General features: G+C 47.5%; 15 protein-coding genes. 5 read left to right on the forward strand and 10 right to left on the reverse strand.

From position 1 onward, the window contains the following. From QUA25_RS20250 to QUA25_RS20265, 4 genes are all read right to left on the reverse strand, one after another. A partial coding sequence (locus QUA25_RS20250; RefSeq protein ID WP_333040876.1) for a hypothetical protein occupies nucleotides 1-235 on the reverse strand: 235 nt, incomplete at its 3' end. Beyond that, nucleotides 217-783, reverse strand: coding sequence for a diheme cytochrome C (locus QUA25_RS20255; protein WP_333040877.1), 567 nt, complete (start codon nucleotides 781-783; stop codon nucleotides 217-219). The genes QUA25_RS20255 and QUA25_RS20250, both read right to left, overlap by 19 nt. A gap of 20 nt (nucleotides 784-803) precedes the next feature. Continuing rightward, on the reverse strand, nucleotides 804-1,712 hold the full coding sequence (locus tag QUA25_RS20260; protein WP_333040878.1) for an MBL fold metallo-hydrolase: 909 nt from the start codon (nucleotides 1,710-1,712) through the stop codon (nucleotides 804-806). A 526-nt stretch (nucleotides 1,713-2,238) separates the two neighbouring features. After that, on the reverse strand, nucleotides 2,239-2,751 hold the full coding sequence (locus QUA25_RS20265) for an inorganic diphosphatase (protein ID WP_006634582.1): 513 nt from the start codon (nucleotides 2,749-2,751) through the stop codon (nucleotides 2,239-2,241). Between the two features lie 31 nt (nucleotides 2,752-2,782). Here QUA25_RS20265 and QUA25_RS20270 point away from each other — a divergent pair, with 31 nt between their 5' ends. Then, the gene (locus QUA25_RS20270; RefSeq protein WP_333040879.1) at nucleotides 2,783-2,962 is read left to right on the forward strand and encodes a hypothetical protein; all 180 of its coding nucleotides are present in this window, start codon (nucleotides 2,783-2,785) and stop codon (nucleotides 2,960-2,962) included. A 37-nt stretch (nucleotides 2,963-2,999) separates the two neighbouring features. Here QUA25_RS20270 and QUA25_RS20275 read toward each other — a convergent pair whose 3' ends face one another. From QUA25_RS20275 to recN, 5 genes are all read right to left on the reverse strand, one after another. Continuing rightward, nucleotides 3,000-4,505, reverse strand: a complete 1,506-nt coding sequence (locus tag QUA25_RS20275; RefSeq protein WP_333040880.1) for a serine/threonine-protein kinase — start codon at nucleotides 4,503-4,505, stop codon at nucleotides 3,000-3,002. Between the two features lie 142 nt (nucleotides 4,506-4,647). Next, nucleotides 4,648-5,955 carry a serine/threonine-protein kinase gene (locus tag QUA25_RS20280; RefSeq protein ID WP_333040882.1) on the reverse strand — a complete coding sequence of 436 codons (1,308 nt, stop codon included), beginning with the start codon at nucleotides 5,953-5,955 and terminating at the stop codon, nucleotides 4,648-4,650. A 158-nt stretch (nucleotides 5,956-6,113) separates the two neighbouring features. Continuing rightward, the gene (locus QUA25_RS20285) at nucleotides 6,114-6,662 is read right to left on the reverse strand and encodes an inorganic pyrophosphatase (protein WP_333040883.1); all 549 of its coding nucleotides are present in this window, start codon (nucleotides 6,660-6,662) and stop codon (nucleotides 6,114-6,116) included. A 453-nt stretch (nucleotides 6,663-7,115) separates the two neighbouring features. After that, nucleotides 7,116-10,301: a GAF domain-containing protein gene (locus QUA25_RS20290; RefSeq protein WP_333040884.1), complete on the reverse strand. Its 3,186-nt coding sequence runs from the start codon at nucleotides 10,299-10,301 to the stop codon at nucleotides 7,116-7,118. A 600-nt stretch (nucleotides 10,302-10,901) separates the two neighbouring features. Next, a complete protein-coding gene (gene recN, locus QUA25_RS20295) occupies nucleotides 10,902-12,659 on the reverse strand; it encodes a DNA repair protein RecN (protein WP_333040885.1) in 1,758 nt (585 codons plus the stop codon). On the opposite strand from recN, the gene QUA25_RS20300 reads away from it, so the two are divergent. Both QUA25_RS20300 and QUA25_RS20305 read left to right on the forward strand, forming a co-directional pair. Further along, on the forward strand, nucleotides 12,658-12,861 hold the full coding sequence (locus QUA25_RS20300) for a hypothetical protein (protein WP_333040888.1): 204 nt from the start codon (nucleotides 12,658-12,660) through the stop codon (nucleotides 12,859-12,861). The two genes, recN and QUA25_RS20300, sit on opposite strands and share 2 nt — an antisense overlap. Further along, nucleotides 12,861-14,192, forward strand: a complete 1,332-nt coding sequence (locus QUA25_RS20305; protein WP_333040889.1) for a TAXI family TRAP transporter solute-binding subunit — start codon at nucleotides 12,861-12,863, stop codon at nucleotides 14,190-14,192. Before QUA25_RS20300 ends, QUA25_RS20305 begins: the two co-directional genes overlap by 1 nt. A gap of 136 nt (nucleotides 14,193-14,328) precedes the next feature. On the opposite strand, the gene ruvB is transcribed toward QUA25_RS20305, so the two are convergent. After that, the gene (gene ruvB, locus QUA25_RS20310) at nucleotides 14,329-15,426 is read right to left on the reverse strand and encodes a Holliday junction branch migration DNA helicase RuvB (RefSeq protein ID WP_333040891.1); all 1,098 of its coding nucleotides are present in this window, start codon (nucleotides 15,424-15,426) and stop codon (nucleotides 14,329-14,331) included. Between the two features lie 71 nt (nucleotides 15,427-15,497). Between ruvB and QUA25_RS20315 the strand changes: the two genes are divergently transcribed. Then, nucleotides 15,498-16,037: a hypothetical protein gene (locus QUA25_RS20315; protein ID WP_333040892.1), complete on the forward strand. Its 540-nt coding sequence runs from the start codon at nucleotides 15,498-15,500 to the stop codon at nucleotides 16,035-16,037. Nucleotides 16,038-16,219: 182 nt separating this feature from the next. After that, on the forward strand, nucleotides 16,220-17,071 hold the full coding sequence (locus QUA25_RS20320; protein ID WP_445242234.1) for an ABC transporter permease: 852 nt from the start codon (nucleotides 16,220-16,222) through the stop codon (nucleotides 17,069-17,071). Nucleotides 17,072-17,082: the final 11 nt, after the last annotated feature.

Raw genomic sequence — 17,082 nt, forward strand, 5'->3', positions numbered from 1 at the left:
TAAACGGAAAAACTTTTTGACTCCAACTTTTTACAACTGATAAAAAAATTCCACACACATCTGCGGAATGTGGGTTGTAAGGTGCGATGCCCAGTAAGAATGAATGGAAAGATCGCACCCACACTTTGAGATAAGTCTCTAGTTCAGAATGCGATCGCCGTTTTCTGGTTAGTGCGATCGTCTCGCACTCGGATATAATTACAAACTTAATCTTCGCTACGGAGAGTTTTCCCACTCGGCGGTAAGCTTGCGGAAATTGTATTGAGATGCGCCGGGGTGACAAGTAACGCAACTGCTGATATTTGCGGGTTGCGACATTTTGACTTTGGGGTGCAGTGCTTTGAAATAGCGAGAACTCGCGACTCGGTAGGTGAGTTCTTCGTCTTTGGCTTGGGGACGGGAAAAAGTTTGCAGGTAGTTCCACACTAGCAGGCGGGGCGGGTCTACTAGCAGTTTGATGGTTTGTCCGTAGTGTTGGGAATCTTGCAGCAATCGGCGCCAAGTTTCTGTAGGTAAGACTTGCGGCGGTAAAGCGATGTGACAGGTAGCGCAGTTTTCTAGGTACAGTTGCTGTCCGAGTTGGTAGCGTTCGGGAATGCGATCGACCGTACCAGTATCCTCGATCGAAGACACCTGAGCAAGTCGCGCGGGAGTGCGAGAGTAGGCAGTCTGAGCTGCAACCCATCCGCCGCAGGTACAGCAAATAATTATCAACACTAGCAACGTTGAGTAAAGCCCCCGCAAGCCTACTCTGCGACGTTTGCGGGGTTTTTCCTGTTTCATAATTCTGAATTTATTTTTGGTTAAATCACGGGTATACTCATGCCTTCGCGGGCTAAGCAGCTATTGGCGAACGCTGCCTGCACCTCTGCTTCTGTACGATCGAGAAAATTGTCGTCGTGACCCGGATCGTGGTGAAACATCACGATTTTTTTGACTCCAGCAGCTTTGGCTATTTCTACTCCTGCTTGCCAAGTCGAGTGTCCCCAGCCGACTTTCGGGGTTTTGAAGTCGTAATACTCTTCGTTGGTGTAGTTGGCGTCGTAAATCAGCACGTCGGCGTTGCGAGCTAGGTGTAACACGTTGTCGTCCAGGCGATCTGGAAAGTGTTCTGTATCGGTGCAGTAGACTGCCGTGTGTCCCTCCCAGGTGACTCGATATCCGATCGCGGTGTTGGGATGGTTGAGCAGCGCCGTTTCTATTTTCACATCGTCGAGTTCGAGAATATCCCCAGGCGTCAAATCGTTGAATTTGAGGTCTGACTGCATCACTTGGATGGGGACAGGAAAATTGGGGTGCAGCATTTGGTCGGCAAGACGGTGTTTGATGGTAGTGCCGTTGGGGGCGATCGCACCGTAAATGTGAAAGCAGTTCCCTGGGATAAAGGCGGGAGTAAAGAACGGAAAGCCTTGAATGTGATCCCAGTGAGTGTGGCTGAAAAACATATGGGCTTCCACCGGCATTTGCCGCAGCAAGTTTAGACCCAGAACTCGCAGGCCCGTACCGCCGTCAAAAATCAGGCGTTTTTTGCCCAAGCGCATTTCTACACAGGAGGTGTTGCCTCCGTAGCGCAGTGTTTTGGTGCCGGGGGTTGCGATACTGCCCCGCACGCCCCAAAACTGAACGACAAACTCGGTCAAAGGACTATTTTCCATAGTGGCTTTGTGATCGGAAGGCTGTGGATTGGGTAGAGAGGGTGCGGAATCTGGCATTTTTTTTAGCTTTGGCGGCAGGAACGGCGGCAGGAACTTGGGAGTTGAAATCTTAGTTTTTACTTTTTAGTGATTAGCAATCTGTACTATAATAAAGCCCTTGATCGGGAAACTATTCGAGTGCCTAATACTTGGGCTGTTAGAACTATCAACCTTACCGATTCGTGTAGGAGATGTCACGCTTGAGAGATTATTTTTTGCATCATGCGGGCTGCCCGGCGTGTTCTGTGTTCTGAGATTAAGATAGCGCCGAACCAGAGTTGTTCGGGTAAAATTTCCTCAAACGTAGAACGCATTCCCCATGGGTAGAATTTGCGCTTCATCTTACTCTAGGAGTAGTATTTTTTTCAAGATTGGGGCCGGGACAGGGTTTTCAGGAATGCCGTTCCGGTGACTCGGCATTCACGACGGATTTAGCCTTCTAGCTACCCGTTCCTCGACTGCATCGCCTCACGTGCAGCATTGCCTTAAGTTCGGCCCCCTGAGTTTTTAGTCGAGTTGCAGTCGAGGAGTGCGGGCTAGGGCTTTATTTGCGATCGGCTGCGATGCACTTTTCCACTAAGGGCATGACTTGATCGACATCTTGCCAACCCAGAATTTCCGTGACTTTTTTCTCCAAATTTTTGTAGGTTCTAAAAAATTCGGCTATTTCGTCCAAGCGGTGGGGGGCTACGTCTTTGAGGGACTTATAGTGAGCATAGCGGGGGTCTTTGTCGGGAACGCACAAAAGTTTTTCGTCCCTGTCGCCTCCGTCGATCATTTCCAGCATTCCGATCGGACGGGCTGCGATTATGCACCCTGGAAATGTGGGCTCATCCATCATCACCATGCCGTCGAGGGGGTCGCCATCATCGGCTAAGGTATTGGGTATGAAGCCGTAGTCGCACGGATATTGGACTGAGGAAGAAAGCACCCGATCGAGAGCAAAGGCTTGCAAGTCTTTATCAAATTCGTACTTGTTTTTGCTACCGGCGGTAATTTCGATGAGGACGTTGAGCAGTCCTGGTTTCGGCTGTGCCGGAATTAGCGATAAGTCCACAACAATATCTCCAAGTTAACAGATGATTGGGATGAGTGCTACTTGCCAAATCCCTTTGATAGCATTTTACGGGCGATCGGGATCGATGCTGCATGAGATTGACCGAAAGCGGGAGAGTGTGTCGCCGGCTGGGGGAAGAATACACTCGACGGGCGAGACGCCCATCCCACAGTTTGAGAGGTACGGGCTGGACGCCCATCCCACAGGTTGAGAGGAGAATGCTTTGTTTGGGCGATCGACAGATATTTTCAGAACCATTTATTCTGTTTACCGTCTGTCAAAATTATTTTAATTTTCAAACCCAACCACAGGCTGAGTTCTGTTGCTAACCACTTGATTTCTGATTCACTTAGTCCCTCCTTCAGTCCTAACTGATATTTATGGTTGCCGGCTTGAACAATCATCTGATAGACTTTCCCTAATTTCACTTCCGAGTAGCTCTTCTGCATAAGTAATGATGCCGTTTGATATAACTCTCTAGGGATTGAAAAAGCAAAAATCATAAGTTTTATAACTTTTACACCAATACCGCTGTTTCTATATTCACGTTGTTGAATTTTCAACTGGCCAATCTCGTTTCTGGGAGATGGCTTGGCATGATTCCATCTCAACCCCAGCAGATTGCTTGTATGCGAGATTTGCAGCCGATCAATTCTGAGGCGCCTTTCCCTAAATAGTGCAAATATCAACTTTAGTCCTACCATACATAACAAACTTCCTGATATTATTATAAAAAATTGGGGATTTATCTTTAACGCATCGCTCAACATATCCCTTGCTATAAATGAGACAGGACTCGCAGATACCACAGCCGAAAGCGTGGCAATTAAACCAAAACCGATGCCTTGTGGCGGAATTACAATTTCTATAAACTCCGAATTTGTTGTAAGTTTAATATCGCTGCCTTGTGGCTGCAGCACCACCATAGGACTTTTGTTGATAAGGCGGGGATTTTTAAGCCCTCGCCATGCTTCCCCAGCCGAAGATAACCGTTTGGACAAACTTGGTTCTGTCATCCACTCCAGCCAATCTATTAAAGTAGGATTGAGCTGCGGTACCCGATCGGCAAATTGAATTTTCAAATCCTGCTGCGACAGTTCGGTGGGATGCAAACCCGTTACCAAATAAATTAAAGTTGCACCTAAACCGTAGAGGTCAGAAGCCGGAACCGAGCGCCCGCCAAATTGTTCGGGTGCCATATACCCGTAAGTTCCCACTACTGTAATTGTGCCGCCAAATTTTGCAGCTTGGTTCTGCACCGAACCGAAATCAACTAAATAAACTTGTCCGACCGAGTTACCTGATCTGCTGTGCAGTAAAATATTACTGGGTTTAATGTCACGGTGAATAACAGGCGGATTTTGCTTGTGCAAATAATTCAAAATTGCTAACAGCGATTTAGCTAATTGTTTCACCTCGCTTTCGCTAAAAGTACGCCCCGATCGCAAATGCTCTTGCAAAGTTTTTCCCTCTACATAAGTCTGTACCAGGGCAAAGCTTTTACTGTTTAGTTCGTCAATTTCCAGGTAGTTGAGGTAGCGCGGAATTGCTGGGTGAGAAAGTGCTTTTAAAGTTTCCGCTTCCCGTTCAAATAGCTTGAGGTCTTGCCATTCAAAATCGCTGCCGAGGAATAGCTGTTTGATAACAACTAATTCTTGAGTTTGTAAGTCACGAGCCAGCAGCGTTTGGCGACCAGTTTGTTTTCCTAGTTGTCGCTGCACTTCGTAGCGTTCTGCTAATATTTTGCTAGTCATATTTTTTTACATGAATTTGAGTGTGAGGGGAGCGTCGGGGTTCAGAAACCGGGTTGTTTAGCGAGTCTGGCGGTTGTAATGCGTCTTTTCGTAAAAACCCGGTTTATTTGCTCGGAGTGCGTCCAGAACTGTAAATTTTAGATTACAGTCCACTTTCTTTTTGATACCACCGGGCAATAGACTTGCTACTTGCCCCCATTGACAGTCCTGCAATTAGCGACGGTGCTAGCACGAAAATAATCTCAAAACTCAAATCGTTTAGCTTATTCCAACCCATTATCCGAAAGTAGACGATGCTTATCGAGGTACAGAGTACAATACTAATTGCAGTTAAAACCTGTCGGTGAAGTTTGGGATTAGTTAGGGGAAAAAACCACAAGCGCGTCACAATTCCTACGATTATTCCGTTCCCAAACCCCAGCAGCAAGCCGAGAAAAAGACCGATAAATCCTCCGAAAATTGTCGCCACTACCGGAAAAATAAAGGTTCCGTAAATTGCTGCACAAGATCCTACGCCTAGAGTTCCCATCCAAGTGCTGCGCCCGATCACATTCTTGAACAACCTAGAGGTATCTAGCGTTTTTCCCAGTCTCAATGTCTGGGAATATTTATTTATTTCCTGTGGTTTTTCTAGAACTTCTTTTGCTATTTGGACTGAGGCGGGACGGCATTCTAAACTCGGATGCGTCATCCACTTCAGCCAATTGGTAAAACCGGGACTGAGTTTGGTCAATTGCTCGAACTCGATCTGCAAATCTTGCTGCGGTAAATCGGCAGGATGCTGCTTGGTAATTAAGGCGATTAATGTTGCTCCCAAGCCGTACAAGTCGGAAGCGGGAACCGCCCTCCCGCCAAATTGTTCGGGCGGCATATAGCCATAAGTTCCGACAACGGTGACTGTTTTTCCTTGTTGGGTTGCTAGGGTTTGAACTGCACCAAAATCGACTAGGTAGACTTCCCCGACGCTGTTGCCCGATCGATTCTTGAGTAAAATATTGCTGGGCTTAATGTCGCGGTGAATCACGGGGGGCTGTCGCTGATGCAGGTATGCGAGGATGTCTAATAATGCTGTGGCTAATTGTTTGACTTCGCTTTCGCTGAAGCTGCGGCCGTCTGAAAGATATTCTTGTAGGGATTTGGCTTCGATGTAACTCTGAACGAGGGCGAATCCTTTGCGGTTGGGCGTGTCGATTTCAAAGGAGTCTAGATATCGGGGAATTGCAGGATGGGATAGGGATTTTAAGGTTTCGACTTCTCGCTCGAACAGTTTTAAGTCTTCCCAGTTAAAGTCGCTGCTGAATGAGAGGAGTTTGACTACTACTTGCTGTTGCGTTTTTAAGTCGCGGGCGAGTAAAGTTTGCCGTCCTGCTTGCTTGCCGAGCCGCCGATCGCACTTATAGCGATCGGCTAATATTTCTTTTGACAAATCGCCGATGTTTTGTCCGCTCATGTTCTCTTGCCCTAGAACCGATTAAACCTAGTGTAGTTGACAAAAGCGCAATAATCGGAAATGTTCGGGCTACGGCAAAAAAAATTTTCTGTCACAGAGCAACCGCCTTTAAGAGCCAGCGATCGCACGATCAAGACCCGCCTGAGTTAAGCTTAAATTTAATTTTGGATTTGCTTGTAAAGTGACTGCACTACGTCGAGCAGACTCAAGACTTGCTGCCATTCGGGGGCATCGGGGTTGTAGCTTTTGGCGCGCTGAGTTTTCAAACTGTGGTGCAAGAGGGAAAGCAGCTCGTCTGGAGACTGTAAGGAATTTTCATCTTCATCTGCTGGGGTTTGGGCTGCATTTTCTTCGATATCTTCTTTAATTTTTTGTGCTCTATCGGCGAGGGCTAAAGATCTGCCTGCAAGGTTTTCCGGCATTTTTGGCTGTTCCGACAAAGACGCGCTGGTTAGTTCTACCAATAGTTGACAGACTCGATCGACCCATTCGTGATCGTTTACTGAAAAGGAACCAGATTTGAACACTTGCCCATCAGGTCTTTGTTGAATGCTTTGTACCTTCTGGATCAGAGGGATAGCCTTAACAGTGATATTTTCCGGGATTCTGGGGATATCTGACAGGGAGCTCCGAGCAATCTCCAGCAATAGTTGGTAAACCTGATCTACCCACTCAACATCTCCCGATTGCGAATTCCAATTATTCATAACTGACGCTAGTGGTTTTCTATATCTAAGACTAGAACATTGATTATCTGCGAAGGAAGCTCTTTTTAGGAGCCACTAACCCTATTAAGACTTACGTGGGCGGGGTGAGAAACCCGGTTTTTGAGCGGATGTTTCGTCGGCTTTCTCCAAGATTTTTCTCAGAAACCGGGTAACGCTGCTGCCAGTCCTAACTATTTTTAAGCGCTTCAAATAATAGAAGTGCTAAGTTTGTTGCGGTAGGTAGTGCGACCGAAACACCTAGGGCGAAACCCCGGCATCTCGCTTGCAAATTCAAATCCGGTTATATAACCATAATACCTGTTGGAGCTTATTTACGATTACCTCAATAGGATATTTAGGTTAATTGGTGGTGGGATGGGAGGCGCACCCCCGATCGCGTTCGCCCCCGCCCCGAACCCTGACGCCACGGCCAGCATTTGCTGTGGGCTAGTGCTATTTTTCTGTGAGATTCCACACACCATCCCAGTTGAGTACGTCTGAAAACCCATGTTGAAATAACATACAGCGATCGATGTGCAATTTAGCTGCCTTGTTTTTCGGGTCAACTTTCAGAACGGCGTCAAATTCGCGTTCAGCGTCTTTAAAGGCTTGCTTGGCTTTTGGTTCTAAGGCTTTCTTAAACTCGCTCAGCAGTTTTTTCACCCGATCGAGTCCCAGGTTTTCAAATTCCTCATCTAACATTTCTGCAACTGTCTCGGAGGCCCGACTTTTAATTTTCGCCTGCAATAGCTGCCTGATCTCGGCAGGTTTCAGCCGCTTGATTTGAGGATTTGATGGTTCTAAGATGTCTGCTTCCAACAGCTTTTTGACATCGCCTTCTTGCAAGTATTTAATATCGTCTGCTGATAGGGGCTTGATTTTTGCTTGCAGCAGCATTTTGGCTTCGTCTTCCGAGAGGTTTTTGATGCCTTCAAATTTCAGCAGTTGGATTTCTGTCTGCAACAGTACGATGAGTTTGTCTGCTTCGGACAGGTTTTTGGGGTCGTACTCTGACAGCTTTTTCAGTTGATATAACAGGTTCTTGAGCTCGTGTTCCAACTGTTGGTCTACAAAATTGCTGGGCAGTTTCTTAATCTCTGCCTCTGGCATGGAGGCGACCTCCTTTAAGATGTTTTTCACCTCACTTTCTGAGAGTCTTTGGGTGACTGGAGCTTTGTAATGTTCGCGCCCCTTGGTGTAATGTTCTATAATTTGTTGCTGTGTTTCGGTTAGTGACTTGCCCACTGGCGAATATCCCTCGCGGATGCCGACGAGTTCGTAAACGATTACGGGTTCGCTTTTGCCTTTGACAGTAATAAAGTCGAGTTCTCGCACGTACAGCCGATCGGCATAATCTCTGTAAGTATTGTCGCTGATGATCAAGTCGGTGCCGTACTGCTTGCTGGCGCCTTCTAAGCGAGAGGCGAGGTTTACGCCGTCTCCGATCGAAGTCAATTCCATGCGTTTGCTACTACCGATGTTGCCGCTGACAACTTCATCGGAATGTACGCCCATACCGATGCCGATCGGCAATTCCCCATGTGCCACGCGATCTCGATTAAACTCGGCCAGTTTTTCCCGCATTTTAACTGCCGTTTGCATAGCGCACCAAGCATGATCCTCTAAGGGTGCTGGAGAGCCAAAAACTGCCATCAGAGCGTCGCCGATGTATTTGTCGAGAGTCCCACCGTACTCGAATACGACATCTACCATCACTTCAAAATATTTGTTGAGCATCACTACCACTTCTTCGGCTTGCAATTTTTCCGTCAGTGTGGTATAGCTGCGAATGTCTGAGAACAGCACCGAAACGTTTTTGCGCTTACCGCCCAATCCAGTATCCCCTGAAGCTAACAAAGCTTCGGCTACTTCTGGAGTCATGTAACGGTACATCAAGTTTTTGATTTGCTTGGCGCTGCTAATATCTTCCATGACGACTAACGCGCCGTTGACCTTGTTGGGGTCGGTAGCGTCAGTCATTGAATTAATTGAGAGATTGATACTCTGCGCTTCTCCTTCAAAGGAAAGCAAAACTTGATCTGGGTAATACTGCTGGCGGTCCTGATTGTCTTCGGGAGACAAAGACGCATCAAACCATTTGGCAAAATCGCCTTTTTCTAACTTAATTAACTCGCGCAAAGATTGACCTTCGGCTAATTCTGCATCGCTGACACCCAGTAATTTTTTGGCACTGGGATTGGTCGCTACTATATTGCCTTTTTTATCTGTAGAAATCACGCCGTTAGTCAGGGCGTGCAGCATATCTTTTTGTCTTTGTTCTTGCTGTTTGACTTCTGCAAACAGTTTGGCGTTTTGCAGCGCCACTCCTGCTTGGATGTTAAACGCCTTCATAAATTCCATGTCATTGCGATTGAAACTCGCTTTCCACTGATCGGGGGCGTGCGGCCAATCTTCCGGGTTGTAGGGCGGGAATTCTCCTTGTCGTTTTTTATTCACTAATTGGGTGACGCCAATCAATTTTTTGTCCGAGTTAAATACTGGCATACAAAGCATACTGCAAGTGCGGTAGCCAGTTTTTTTGTCTGTTTCTTTGGAAGTTTCGGCGCGGGGGTCGTCGTACACGTCAAAGGGAATCAGCAGCGGTTGGCCGGATTGGGCAACAATACCTGCAAAACCAGCCGTTCTGGGTATGTGAACGTCTTGAAGTTTACCCCCAATGAGCATTTTTGTCCAGAGTTGATTTCTGTCTTCATCGATCAGCCATAAGGTGCTGCGATCGGCTTGCATCAGTTCTTTAGCCTGATCCATCACCCGCTTGAGGGTATCTTCTAAGTCTAAACTGCTCTGAGAAAGAGCGTTGACGGCGTTCATCAGCGCTGTCGCGGCCCGCTGTCTTTGAGTTGCTGCGTAGAAAGATTTGGACGATTCTAGAATTAGGCGAATCGACGGGGCAAATTCTCGAAAAACTTGTTCGTCTTCTTGAGTAAATCCTGCCTTATCAATCTGTGATTCTAAAGTACCATAATGTTCGTGGTTGGGTTTGAGTTTATTAATCAGTTGAACTACTGCTACTAACTCTCCTGTTTCTTCGTTGATCAGGGGCATCGCCAGCATTGTATAAGTGCGATATCCTGTTTCTTTGTCAGTTTTTTTTGCGTTAGTCGAGCGGGGGTCGTTATAAAAATCATAAGGAATGTTCACCACTTTTTTTTCAGTGGCTACTTCTCCCGCAATTCCCACATGGGCGGGAAATCGGAGCTCTAGACTTTTGCCATTTTCGTCTTTAGCGACGATCGCCCAGAGTTCATTTTTTTCTTCGTCTAATAAAAATATCGTGCTGCGAGCGGCATTCAGCAATTCCCCTGTTTTGAGGGTAATCGACTGCAACATCTCGTTGAGTATGGCATCAAATCCCTCGCTCTCCAGGATATTGTCGAGCATTCCCAGGGTTTGATTGACAACCTTAAGTTTGTCTTCTACTTCCTTAACTACTACTGTGAAACTTTGCTTATTTAGAAGGTCGAGAATGCCGGAAAGGTTTCCTTGGCGCGGGATAATTGCACTGCTCCTAATTTCTGGGGCAGAATAATGTTCCTGATGATGATTTTCACCGCCGACAACAGCGACATCAATCACGTTGTCCAGAGAAGAGTAATTGGTGGAAGATGCAGATTTCATAGACCTTTACAGAAGCTTAAGTGTAAGGGTTAGTCTCTAAGCGAAGAGAGCGGGTAAGTTGATTAGTGAGTCACTTGTCGCACAAGACTCAAGTATGTGTGAAAGTATTTCCCAGTTTACAGAACTCCGGCCACAAGGCAAGGGAAATTCAGTTGACCTTGCTGCTGAACGGAGGGTGGGATAGTAACGAGGCTGTGGGAGTGCTGCAATCTTTTTAGAGATCGCGAATTTTGTTTAAATGGTTTATTAACTGATTTTGACATTGTGCTTGCCTGGTTTAAGTAATTTCTGCCGCTCTATGAGCCGATCGCCCGCAGGAACATGAATGCGTACTGGGGGAGGACTGGTGAAAGAGGGGTGGCATTGTGGGACTAGCCGCAATTGTGACACTACCAGTTGCTAGTGATGTGTGCCCTTCTCTACACAATTGTGGTTTTTAACTAGAATTTCTCTCTATTTGGCTGCTCTTAGCTTTTATCCCACTAAATTCACAGGGTTTTCAGCTTTTTTTTGTAAAATTTGCGGTTGATATTTTTAGTGTAACCTCCGACTCGGAAAAAACTCCGCCTTTTGACCCCCCCGATCGGCTTGAGGGTCCGATCAGGGTTGGGCCGACGACTGAGTTTGGCGCAATCCGGCGGCTTCGACAAGCAGGGATTCGGCGAAGGCGATGGCTTCTGTTGCTGACCGGCCGCTGGCGAGTTGGGCGAGTTCTTCCCGCCGCTGCTCACTGTTGAGAGCGGCAACTCTGACTACTGTACGTTCCATTGGTTCCGAGTTGGCTGCGGGTTCCTCGATACTTGGTTCTGCTTCGATCGTCTGTTTGTTGACGCGAAAATGAAAATCAGCCATCGCGGCGACCAGCGGCTGGTGGGTGACACATAGAACTTGGTGTTTGTCCGAGAGTTGGTAGAGTTTTTTGGCGATCGCGCCAGCGACTCTCCCGGAGACTCCGGCGTCGATTTCGTCAAAAATCAGCGTACCGGCACTTTCTATTTGGGAAAAACAAGCTTTGATGGCGAGTAGAAAGCGGCTCATTTCTCCCCCGGAGGCGATCGCGCCCAGGGGTTGCAGGGGTTCGCCCGGATTGGGGCTGAAACAAAAGGCGATTTGGTCGGCACCGGTGGCGGTTGGGGTACAAGGCGAGATTTCGACTTGAAACTGCACTTTTTCCATTGCTAACGGCTTTAGTTCTCCTACCAGGTGCGTTTCTAGTTTCAGGGCTGCTTCGCGCCGCAGGGTAGTGAGGTGGCTGCAAGCGTCTTTTAATTGCTCTAAAGCGGTCTGATACGCGAGTTCTAAGGCTTCCATTGACTCGCCTCCTTCTAAAAGTTCATTTAGTTCGTTTTGAATGCTTTGGTAGTAGGCGATCGCTTCTTTGAGCGGCCCGTATTTGCGACAAATTTGTTTGAGTTCCCGAATCCGATCTTCTACTTCTTCGAGTCTTTCGGGATCTGCTTCTAATTGTTCGCCGTAGCTGCTAATTTGCCGGCTGGCTTCTGTGGCTTGAGCTAAAGCATCGCTGACCATTTCTAGGATTGGTTGCAACTGCACATCGTAAACCGCCATGTCGCTTAAAATTACTTCGGCTTTGCTCAACAAGTCGGCGGCTGATGCGCTGTCGCCATCGTTTTGGTACAGGGCTTGGTGGACTTGGTAACTCTGCTGCTGCAATTCGACGACGTGGCCGAGGCGGATTGATTCGTGTTCTAGCTGTTCGAGTTCGTCGGCGTCTTCGATGTGGGCTTCGCCGAGTTCTCGGACTTGGTATTCTAACAAATCAAGTCTTTGTAGTCGCTGCTGTTCCGACTGACGCCTGCGTTTGAGGGCTGTTTTGGCGTTGTTGGCTCCCAGCCACGCGGAGGCGATGATCGATCGCGCTTCAGTGAGCTTTTTGCCGCCGTATAAATCAAGCCATTCTCGCTGGAGGGTTTCTTGTCCGAGGTGGACGGTTTGGCCTTGGGCGGTAATTTCGACCAGCCGATCGCGCAGTTGATCCATTAACTGGCGGTTGACGAGAATTCCGTTCAAGCGGGATCTGGTGCGTAGAGCACCGCTTGATGCGTTAATTTCCCGGCTGCAAACGGCTAAATTTCCGTCTATGGGTTCGATTTCTTGCTCGCCCAGCCACAAAGCTGCGGCTTTGTCCAATTCAAAGGTAGCTTCCAATATTGCCCGCGCTGCTCCGGTGCGAATCGATCGGCGATCGACTTTCCCGCCCAAAACTGCATCGATCGCATCTAGGATAATCGATTTGCCGGCCCCGGTTTCCCCTGTAAATACGTTCAAACTCGGGCCAAATTCTAGATCCAGGCAGTCAATTAAGGCAAAGTTTTCTATTCTGAGGGATATTAACATGGAAGATGGGGGATTGGGAATTGGGAATTGGGAATTGGGAATTGGGAATTGGGAATTGGGAATTGGGCATCGGGCATTGGCCAAACAGGGCATCGGGCATTGGCTCCTCCACTATCGGGCGCGTCGAATTTCCCGAGTCCCATTTTCATTTTTAACTAGAATACTTTTGATTTTGCCATTATTGATGGAGTCTCAACCTTAATGCAAAATAAATTTCTGTTTCCCATTGCTCTATTAAGTGTTGTCTTGATTGGAGCTTTTGGGTGGAATCTGCACCAAGACAAGCAGCGAGTCCATGAATTAACCCTTGCGACTGGAACGAAAAGCGGGAATTATTATCCTTTCGGGCAGGCAATTGCTGAGGTAGTTACGCAACAAAATCCGCGTTTGCGAATTCGAGTTATTGAGAGTCAAGGTGCTGAGGAAAATATGCGCCGGCTTGAGGCAAATGAGGTGCAGTTAGCGATCGTGCAGAACAATACAGAGGGGGGACCTTCGGCGAGGGTAGTGGCTGCTTTGTTTAAGGAGGTTTTTCACTTAATTGTTTCGGAAAAGTCGGGTATTCAAAATGTTGCTGATTTGCAGGGAAGAAATATTGCGCTGATGGCTGAAGGCAGCGGTTCTTACACTTCTTTTTGGTTGGTAAGCAAACATTACGGTTTGAAAGAAAGCGATTTTAAATTTACTGCTGGCTCTTGGGATGATGCTACTAAGTTGTTTGCTAGCGGCGAGGTTGATGCTATTTTTAGGGTGCTACCTCCGGGGAGCGATGTTGTTAGGGATTTGTTGCAAAATACCCGGGGCAAGTTGGTGCCGATTGACCAAGGAGCTGCGATGAGAATTAAAGTACCTTATCTGGAAGCTGATGTGATTCCTAAAGGTACTTACAAGGCAGATCCTGCGGTTCCCGATGCGGATTTACCCAGCGTTGGAGTGCAGGCTAATCTGCTGGCTGGGGAGGATCTAGATCCGATAATCGTCAAGGAAATTACGCGAATTTTGTTCGATTACCGCCGCAACTTGGTAGCTGCTAATTCCCTGGGAGCTATGATTAGTCAGCCGGGAGGCAGCGGGAGTTTGTCTTTGCCCGTTCATGAGGGGGCTCAGGCTTATTACGATCGAGAAAAGCCGGATTTTGTTGCTGCTAATTCTGATGCTATCGGTTTATTTGTGTCCATCGGCACTCTTTTGGCTTCTTGGCTTTGGCAGTTGCGATCGCGCTTTTTGCAGAAACAAAAAAATCGAGCTGATAAATTTAATTTGGATATTTTAAGTTTGATCCAACAAATTCGCCAAGCGAAAGCTTTGGAAGAAATCGATCGGTTGCAGGCTGAGTTATTTGATATTTTTAATCAAGTGATTGTGGATTTGGATGAAGATCGGATTGATTCAGAATCTTTTCAATCTTTTACTTTTACTTGGGAAACTGCGATTAAGATTGCAGGGGAGCGAGAAAAAATGCTGCGGAATGTGCAGTTTGTTTCCAATTGTGTAGAATCTGATGCCACTCTTACCAAAGAGCGGGAGATTTAATTTATATTCCTCGTTGGCATTTGCGCTCTTTGCGCCTGGAGGTTGGTAGTTGCGCTCTTTGCGCCCCAAAGTTTGTAGTTGAGCTTAAGTCCTAAAGCACAACTACAAACGGAATGGCTGCGTAATTCAGCAATTTCTACTCCTTTGAGCCAATAAAGCCTAAGTGTTTCCAAGCAGCGGCTGTGGCAATTCGGCCCCGACTTGTGCGCTGCAAAAATCCAATTTGCATTAAGTACGGTTCGTATACATCCTCAATTGTTTGAGTGTCTTCTCCTGTGGAAGCTGCAAGAGTTTCTAAGCCAACCGGGCCGCCGTTAAAGTTTTCGATCATTGCTGTCAAAAGACATCGATCAGTCCAATCCAAACCTAGCGGATCGACGTTGAACAATTCGAGGGCGACTGATGCAATTTCGGCATTAATTGGTTTTAAATTTTTGACTTCGCTGTAGTCTCTAACTCGTCGCAGCAAGCGGTTAGCGATCCGGGGCGTTCCGCGAGCTCGGCGCGCAATTTCTGTGGCTCCTTCTGGGGTGATTTGAGTGTCGAGAACTTGGGCACTTCTTTGGACAATTAGACTGAGTTCGTCTATTTCGTAGTAGCGCAATCTTTGGATCAAGCCGAAGCGATCGCGCAAGGGAGATGTCAGCGATCCGACTTTTGTGGTTGCGCCTACTAAGGTAAAGGGTTTGAGGGGAATGCTGCGGATTTTGGCGCTTTTGCCTTGACCGATCGTAATATCTAACCGACAGTCTTCCATCGCCGGATAGAGGATTTCTTCTGTAACTTTAGATAAGCGGTGAATTTCGTCTATAAACAGCACGTCGCCTGCTTTGAGGTTGATCAGCAATCCGACAATATCTCGCGGTTTTTCTAAAGCTGGGGCGGTGGTGATTTTGCATTCAACTTCCATTTCTGCTGCTAGAATTAGCGACATTGTGGTTTTTCCTAACCCTGGAGGCCCGTAAAGTAACAGGTGATCCATAGGTTCGCCGCGAGATTTAGCTGCTGCAATTGCGATCGCCAAAACTTCTCTTAAGTCTTTTTGCCCGATGTATTCAGCTAAACGCTGGGGTCGGATTTTGTCGTCTTGTTTGCTATTAATTTCGTCGGGTAGTTCTTGCGCTTCTACCAGAGATTCCGCCTGGGGTTTGGCGACTTTTTTGCGACGGGCTGGGGCTATGTCTTCGGGTAGATTTTGGTCAGAGGGCTGTTGTTTGGAGGAGATAATAGCCATATTTATCTGCGATCGGGCAGCGGGAATTGTTTACAATTATTGGCAGAATCTTGACAATTATTGAGTTCGTTATGAGTATTCCATCTTCTTTATTAGCATCGGAAAGCATAACTTTTGAGGGGGCGATCGAGCTGACTCAATCTTTACTGTCGTTCATTGAGGCCGATCGACTTTTACAAGCCGACATCCAGCAAGCTGTTACATCTCTGGTGAAAACACAGAACGGTGCTAGGGGGTTTTTTGTCACCTATCTAACGGACGATCGACAGGAGGCAGATCACCCGTCACCCGGAGTAGTCGAGGCGCTGCGATCGGCTCCTGAGATCGTAGCAGAACTGCTGGTGAAAAATTTGGCGATGTCGGCGGCAATGGTTGTACATCATTCGCGCCAGCAAAAGGAGGAAATGGCGGCCGATTCTGCTAGAGTGCAGGAGCGATCGCGCAATTTAATTCAAATCCTGCAAATGCCCGCCTGTCAAACTATAGCGTCGCAAATGCTAGAAAGTTTGCAGAGTGCCAACGGCAAGTATGAAAAATTTTTCCAGCGGTGGGGCTACGACGACGAGCAAAAACTAGCGATGGGTTCGGCAGTTCGATCGGCGATCGGCTAAAATAACCTCCGAAGGAAGGGGAAAGTAGAAAGAAGTAACGAAGCCAAAGCCAGGGTGGCAGATGCTTGATCAAAGCGACGGGGCTGTGGAATAATTGCGGTTTAGCAAAAGCTGCACAATTGTAGCTTGAGTTGATTTAGGTGTGAAGCTAGTGAACGAGGGCGAAAAAATTGCAGAGAACTGTGAAAGGAGTTGCCCAAAAGGCCCGAAGGTTGGGCCGGCGGCGGCCGGCAAGTACGCCCCGGCGGTGGACGAAGCTGAATCTGCTGGCAACATTGGTGCGCCGGGACTTGGAATCTCAATACAAAGGCTCGATTCTGGGCAATTTGTGGCCACTGCTGAATCAGCTATCGCAATTGGTGATTTACACATACGTATTTTCGATCGTCCTCAAGGTAAAGCTCAGCCTTGCAGGCTTCCCAGAAAACAGCGACATTACATTTGGAGTCTGGTTGTTTGCAGGTTTGCTGCCTTGGACTGCCTTCACCAGCGGTTTGATCAAGTCGGGAGTATCCGTGGTGGGGCAGCCGAATTTAGTGAAAAAAGTGGTATTTCCTCTCGGTTTGCTGCCCCTAGTGCCGATTTTTACAGCTTTTCTTGAAAGTTCTCTGGGTTTGGCAGCTTTGATTGTGATAGTAGTAGTGTCGTCGCAAAAGCTCAACGCTACTTTATGCTTGCTGCCGCTGGTGTGGGTGCCTCAGTTGCTGATAACTGCTGGTTTGGGATATTTGACAGCGGGCTTGACTGTATTTTTGCGAGACATTCCTCAGACATTAGGTGTTATTCTGAATTTTTGGTTTTATTTGACGCCGATCGTCTACCCAGCATCAATCATCCCCCAAGAGTGGCGAGCGTGGATATTTTGGCTGAATCCAATGGCCGCCATCTCGGAGGTTTATCGAGACCTCATACTGCTTGGAGAAGTTAAGCATTGGGGCGAATGGGGTGTCGCCACGCTAATTTCTGCTGCTATATTTTGTGGAGGTTTGGCGGTTTACCGGCGTTTGCGTCCCGCTTTTGCTGACGTGCTGTAAATTTGTTGGAG

This window comes from Microcoleus sp. Pol17C6 (assembly GCF_036701145.1).
Lineage (GTDB): Bacteria > Cyanobacteriota > Cyanobacteriia > Cyanobacteriales > Microcoleaceae > Microcoleus.

Bases quoted from the DNA above. Each gene is read 5' to 3' on its own strand.
- recN (WP_333040885.1), bottom strand. From the start codon at position 12,659: ATGTTAATATCCCTCAGAATAGAAAACTTTGCCTTAATTGACTGCCTG.
- QUA25_RS20275 (WP_333040880.1), bottom strand. From the start codon at position 4,505: ATGACTAGCAAAATATTAGCAGAACGCTACGAAGTGCAGCGACAACTA.
- QUA25_RS20305 (WP_333040889.1), top strand. From the start codon at position 12,861: ATGCAAAATAAATTTCTGTTTCCCATTGCTCTATTAAGTGTTGTCTTG.
- QUA25_RS20280 (WP_333040882.1), bottom strand. From the start codon at position 5,955: ATGAGCGGACAAAACATCGGCGATTTGTCAAAAGAAATATTAGCCGAT.
- QUA25_RS20285 (WP_333040883.1), bottom strand. From the start codon at position 6,662: ATGAATAATTGGAATTCGCAATCGGGAGATGTTGAGTGGGTAGATCAG.
- QUA25_RS20315 (WP_333040892.1), top strand. From the start codon at position 15,498: ATGAGTATTCCATCTTCTTTATTAGCATCGGAAAGCATAACTTTTGAG.
- ruvB (WP_333040891.1), bottom strand. From the start codon at position 15,426: ATGGCTATTATCTCCTCCAAACAACAGCCCTCTGACCAAAATCTACCC.
- QUA25_RS20290 (WP_333040884.1), bottom strand. From the start codon at position 10,301: ATGAAATCTGCATCTTCCACCAATTACTCTTCTCTGGACAACGTGATT.
- QUA25_RS20300 (WP_333040888.1), top strand. From the start codon at position 12,658: ATGGAAGATGGGGGATTGGGAATTGGGAATTGGGAATTGGGAATTGGG.
- QUA25_RS20255 (WP_333040877.1), bottom strand. From the start codon at position 783: ATGAAACAGGAAAAACCCCGCAAACGTCGCAGAGTAGGCTTGCGGGGG.
- QUA25_RS20270 (WP_333040879.1), top strand. From the start codon at position 2,783: ATGAGTGCTACTTGCCAAATCCCTTTGATAGCATTTTACGGGCGATCG.
- QUA25_RS20260 (WP_333040878.1), bottom strand. From the start codon at position 1,712: ATGCCAGATTCCGCACCCTCTCTACCCAATCCACAGCCTTCCGATCAC.